At 52.2% G+C, this 4,778-nt stretch carries 5 protein-coding genes; 3 read left to right on the top strand and 2 right to left on the bottom strand.

Annotation, left to right across the window (positions count from 1 at the left end; genetic code table 11):
* Positions 1-277: 277 nt before the first annotated feature.
* Positions 278-1,006 carry a ribonuclease PH gene (gene rph / locus ACTHUT_RS14115; RefSeq protein ID WP_440418927.1) on the bottom strand — a complete coding sequence of 243 codons (729 nt, stop codon included), beginning with the start codon at positions 1,004-1,006 and terminating at the stop codon, positions 278-280.
* Between the two features lie 138 nt (positions 1,007-1,144).
* On the opposite strand from rph, the gene ACTHUT_RS14110 reads away from it, so the two are divergent.
* The 3 genes from ACTHUT_RS14110 (at position 1,145) to ACTHUT_RS14100 (ending at position 4,079) form a co-directional block, all read left to right on the top strand.
* Entirely contained in the window at positions 1,145-2,032 is an 888-nt protein-coding gene (locus ACTHUT_RS14110; RefSeq protein ID WP_440418926.1) for a YicC/YloC family endoribonuclease, read from the top strand.
* Positions 2,033-2,238: 206 nt separating this feature from the next.
* Complete coding sequence (locus tag ACTHUT_RS14105) at positions 2,239-3,189, top strand: bile acid:sodium symporter family protein (protein ID WP_440418925.1); 951 nt, start codon at positions 2,239-2,241, stop codon at positions 3,187-3,189.
* 119 nt (positions 3,190-3,308) lie between these two features.
* Entirely contained in the window at positions 3,309-4,079 is a 771-nt protein-coding gene (locus ACTHUT_RS14100) for a sulfite exporter TauE/SafE family protein (RefSeq protein WP_254322485.1), read from the top strand.
* A gap of 48 nt (positions 4,080-4,127) precedes the next feature.
* Here ACTHUT_RS14100 and ACTHUT_RS14095 read toward each other — a convergent pair.
* A partial coding sequence (locus ACTHUT_RS14095; RefSeq protein WP_440418924.1) for an EF-Tu/IF-2/RF-3 family GTPase occupies positions 4,128-4,778 on the bottom strand: 651 nt, incomplete at its 5' end.

The following is a 4,778-nucleotide window of genomic DNA, read 5'->3' as shown; positions in this document are numbered from 1 at the left end:
TGTCGTGTCCTTCGGCGCGGGCTTTGGCGACACGTTTGGCTACGTTTTTGATGCGTTCGGGCGAGCCTACTGATGTGCCGCCGTATTTATGTACGATTAACGCCATGTTTCGTGCTTTCTTGTGGGGGTTGTCGGGCAGCTTGGTTTGCTGGAAAAAGGGTTATTATTACTATTTTTTACATGGAATTCAAGGATGGAACGCGCTTTTTTGAGTAAATGCGCATAAAAGGATTTTGTTGAAAAAGGCCGTCTGAAAGCTTTCAGACGGCCTTGCTGATTATCGGGCTAAAAGGGCGGCCTGCTGGTGTTGCACCAATTCGGCAATGCCTTTATGCGCGAGGGCAATCAGCTTGCCCAATTCTTCGATGCTGAACGGTGCACCTTCGGCTGTACCTTGGATTTCGATGATTTTGCCAGACGCGGTCATGATGATGTTAACGTCGCTGTCGCAGCTTGAATCTTCGGGGTAGTCCAAGTCCAAAAGCGGTACGCCGCCCACCACGCCGGCGGAAACGGCGGCAACGGCTTCACGGATCGGATTTTTGCTGATAAGGCCGTCTGAAAGGAGTTTGTCCACGGCGATTTGCAGGGCAACGTAGGCGCCGGTAATGGAGGCGGTACGCGTGCCGCCGTCGGCTTGGATAACGTCGCAGTCAATCAGGATTTGGCGTTCGCCGAGTTTTTCTATGTCGACGACGGCGCGTAGCGAGCGGCCGATTAGGCGTTGGATTTCTTGTGTGCGGCCGGACTGTTTGCCTGCGGCGGCTTCACGACGCATACGGGAAGCGGTGGACGCCGGCAACATGCCGTATTCGGCCGTTACCCAGCCTTGTTCTTTACCGCGCAGAAAAGGGGGAACGTTTTCGTCGATGGAAGCTGTGCAAATCACTTTGGTGTTGCCGCACTCGATAAGGCAGGAACCATCGGCGTGTGGCAGGAAATTGGGCGTAATTTTGATGTTGCGCAGGCTGTCGGCGGCGCGGCCGGTGCGGGTGTAGTCGCTCATGATGGTCCTTTGGGGAGAATAAAAAACAGGTTGCCTTGAATTATAGAGGAATTTGGCACCAAAGGCCGTCTGAAAATCGTCGGTCGGGTGTGTTATAGTGTCCATACTTTCACTCGTATTTGGAAACGGAGTAAAACTATGGCTACAAGACGAACTATTCAAATCCACAGCATGACCGGCTTTGCCAATGCCGCAGGCGAATGCGGCGGCAAGCGGATTAATTTGGAAATCCGCGCGGTCAACCATCGTTATTTGGATGTCCAATTCCGTATGCCGGAAGAGTTGCGCTATTTGGAAGGCGCATTGCGCGAACAGATTGCCGCTGCTGTGGCGCGCGGTAAACTGGAGTGCCGTGTTCAGCTGCAAGATGCGGCTTCTGGCGGGCAGACTTTAGAAGTCAATCAGGATTTGGTCGCACAACTGGCGCATTTGAACAAAGAATGGCGCAAGGAACATAATTTCGGCAAGCTGAGCGTGGCCGACGTTTTGCGTTTCCCCGGCGTTTTGGCAGGTCAGAGCGAAGACTCTGAGGCCTTGGCGAAAGGTGTTAAAGATTTATTGACCGGCGCGTTGAAAGAGTTCACAGCCGCCCGCAAACGCGAAGGTAAAAAACTGGGCGAACATTTGCTGCAACGTCTGACTGCTATGGAAGAGATTGTGGGCGCTTTGAATGAATTGTTCCCAAGCCTGCTGCAAGCGCATATGGACAAAGTCAACGCTCGTTTGGCTGAGGCTGTCGGCAATATCGACAACGACCGCCTGCAACAGGAATTTGCTTTGTTTATCCAAAAATCCGATGTGGATGAAGAATTCAGCCGTTTGCGCACCCATATCGCCGAAGTACGCCGCATTGTTACCGAAGGCAAGGGCAGCGCAGGCAAACGCTTAGACTTCTTGATGCAAGAGTTGAATCGTGAAGCCAATACCTTGGGCAGCAAAGCCATCGCCGCCGAATGTACGCAAGCGTCGGTTGAACTGAAAGTCTTAATTGAGCAAATGCGCGAACAGGTTCAAAATATCGAATAAATCGATGATTAACGGATAGGATAAGGCCGTCTGAAAAGGTTTCAGACGGCCTTTGTGTTGATATTGGGTGGAATCGGTGTGGTTTGTTTTTAAACATTATTGGATGGTAGGTTTCCTATTTCGTTACTGTAATTGCGCACAAGAGTTAACATGTGTTAAATTATGGCAATTCTTGTCATGATAAAAACATACAAAGGAGTAAAAACATGAACTTTTTGACCGCAGTCAGTCGGCAAATGACCCGCTTCACCGCCCTGATTATCGTCCTTGCCTCCATCATCGCCTTTATCGAACCTGCCACTTTTTCATGGGTAAAAGGCGATACGCAAGTCGTCGTACTCGGCATCATCATGCTGGGTATGGGCATGACTTTGGGCAAAGAGGATTATCAAATTTTGGCGCAACGTCCGCTCGATATTTTTATCGGCGCCATCGCCCAATACACGATTATGCCGCTGCTCGCCATCGGTATTGCCAGAGCCTTTGACCTGTCGCCCGGATTGACGCTGGGTTTGGTTTTGGTCGGTACTTGTCCGGGCGGCGTTTCGTCCAATATTATGAGTTTTTTGGCTAAAGGCGATGTTGCCTTTTCGGTCGGCATGACCACTGTTTCCACCGTCCTTGCTCCTGTGATGACGCCGTTGTGGATGACTTATTTGGTCGGACAAACCGTCGAAATGGACGGCTGGGGTATGTTCAAGTTTATGTTGCTCGTTACCCTGTTGCCTGTCGTTATCGGCTCTGTCGCCAATATCTTGCTGCATAAAAAACACTGGTTTGAAGACGTGCGCGCCATTATGCCCGCCGTTGCCGTTATTGCCTTTGCCTGCATCGTCGGCGGTGTCGCAGTCGTTCATGGCCATCGTTTCGCCGAATCCGCCTTCGTGATGGTACTTGCTATTGCTGCACACAACATCGGCGGCTACATCCTCGGCTATTACAGTGGCGCGCTGACCGGCATGAATACCGCCAAAAAACGCACCCTTGCCATCGAAGTCGGTGTGCAAAATGCCGGACTTGCCACCGGTTTGAGCGCTAAATTCTTCCCCGGTAATGCTGAATCCGCAGTTGCTGCCGCCGTTGCCTGCGTTTGGCACTCTGTATCGGGAACGGTTTTGGGCAACTTGTTTGCCTGGTGGGACAAGCGTAAGCAATAAGCTGTAAACATTGCCAAATAACAAAAGGCCGTCTGAACGTATGGTTTTCAGACGGCCTTTTAGGTTGTCAGGACAGGCAAACACGCGCAAAATCGCTTTGCTTTTTAGAGATGGACATTATGCTTGCAGATTCGTTTTTTTATTATCTGGTATTGGTCGGCTTTGCCGCCGGGCTGATGGATGCGGCCGTTGGCGGAGGCGGGCTGTTGCAGATTCCCGGATTGTTCAACCTATTGCCAAACGCTACGCCTGTGGCCTCGGTGATGGGTGTCAATAAATTTGCTTCCTGCTGCGGCACTTTGACTGCGACAGGGCAATATCTGCGCCGAATCCCCGTGCCGTGGAAAATGCTGCTGCCTGCCGCGGCGTTGGCATTTGCCGCTTCATATTTGGGCGCGAAAACGGTGGTGTATTTCCCCGTGCAATACATGAAACCGGCGATGCTGGTCATCATGATTGCCATGTGTCTGTACACTTTTTTGAAAAAAGACTTGGGGCAGACAGTGCGCACTGAAAAGCTGACACGCCGCGAAACCTTATGGGGCTTATTTTTCGGCGCGTTAATCGGGTTTTACGACGGCGTGTTCGGGCCGGGAACGGGCAGCCTACTGGCTTTTGTGTTCGTCCGCTTTTACGGCTACGATTTTTTAGCGGCGAACGCCTCGGCAAAGGTCATCAATTCGACTACCAATCTTGCCGCGCTGGCGTTTTTTATCCCGCAAGGCCATGTCGTGTGGGCATGGGCGATACCGTTGGCGGTGGCAAATTTATGCGGCGGCGTGGTTGGTGCGCGCTTGGCAATACGCGGCGGAACCAAGCTGCTGCGTTACGGATTTATGTTGCTGCTGTGCCTGACTATTGGGAAGTTTGCTTGGGATTTATTGGGTTGATATCGAATGAAAAAAGGCCGTCTGAAAGTTTCAGACGGCCTTTGTGTTTTACAGTTTAACCGAATGCTCGCGTGTTTCGTGGAACACGATGTCCGGCCAGCGTTCTTGTGTCAGATTCAGGTTGACGCGGTTAGGCGCAAGGTAAGCGAGGTTGCCGCCTGCGTCTATCGACAGATTGCCTGCATTGGCTTTTTCAAACTCCGCCAGCTTTTTCTTATCTTCGCACGATACCCAGCGCGCCGACCAGATGGATGCGCTGTCAAACACGGCTTCTACGCCGTATTCGTTGGCCAGTCGCGAGGTAACGACTTCAAACTGCAACACGCCGACCGCGCCCAAAATCAAATCTGCGCCGCTCATCGGTTTGAAAACCTGTACCGCGCCTTCTTCGCCGAGCTGTTGCAAACCTTTTTGCAGTTGCTTGATTTTCAGCGGGTTTTTGATGCGTACGCTGCGGAACAGTTCGGGCGCGAAGAAGGGGATGCCGGTGAACGCCAGTTGTTCGCCTTCGGAGAAGCTGTCTCCGATTTGGATGTTGCCGTGGTTCGGGATGCCGATGATGTCGCCCGCGTAGGCTTCTTCCACCAGCTCGCGGTCGTGTGACATGAAGGTTACCACGCTGGAGGCGGCGATTTCGCGGTTGATGCGCAGGTGTTTCATCTTCATGCCGCGCTCGAATTTGCCGGAGCAGACGCGCAA

The organism is Neisseria sp. P0022.S010, from assembly GCF_051956635.1.
This window is presented reverse-complemented; position numbering and strand designations above follow the sequence as displayed.

Bases quoted from the DNA above. Each gene is read 5' to 3' on its own strand.
- rph (WP_440418927.1), bottom strand. From the start codon at position 1,006: ATGAGCGACTACACCCGCACCGGCCGCGCCGCCGACAGCCTGCGCAAC.
- ACTHUT_RS14110 (WP_440418926.1), top strand. From the start codon at position 1,145: ATGGCTACAAGACGAACTATTCAAATCCACAGCATGACCGGCTTTGCC.
- ACTHUT_RS14105 (WP_440418925.1), top strand. From the start codon at position 2,239: ATGAACTTTTTGACCGCAGTCAGTCGGCAAATGACCCGCTTCACCGCC.
- ACTHUT_RS14100 (WP_254322485.1), top strand. From the start codon at position 3,309: ATGCTTGCAGATTCGTTTTTTTATTATCTGGTATTGGTCGGCTTTGCC.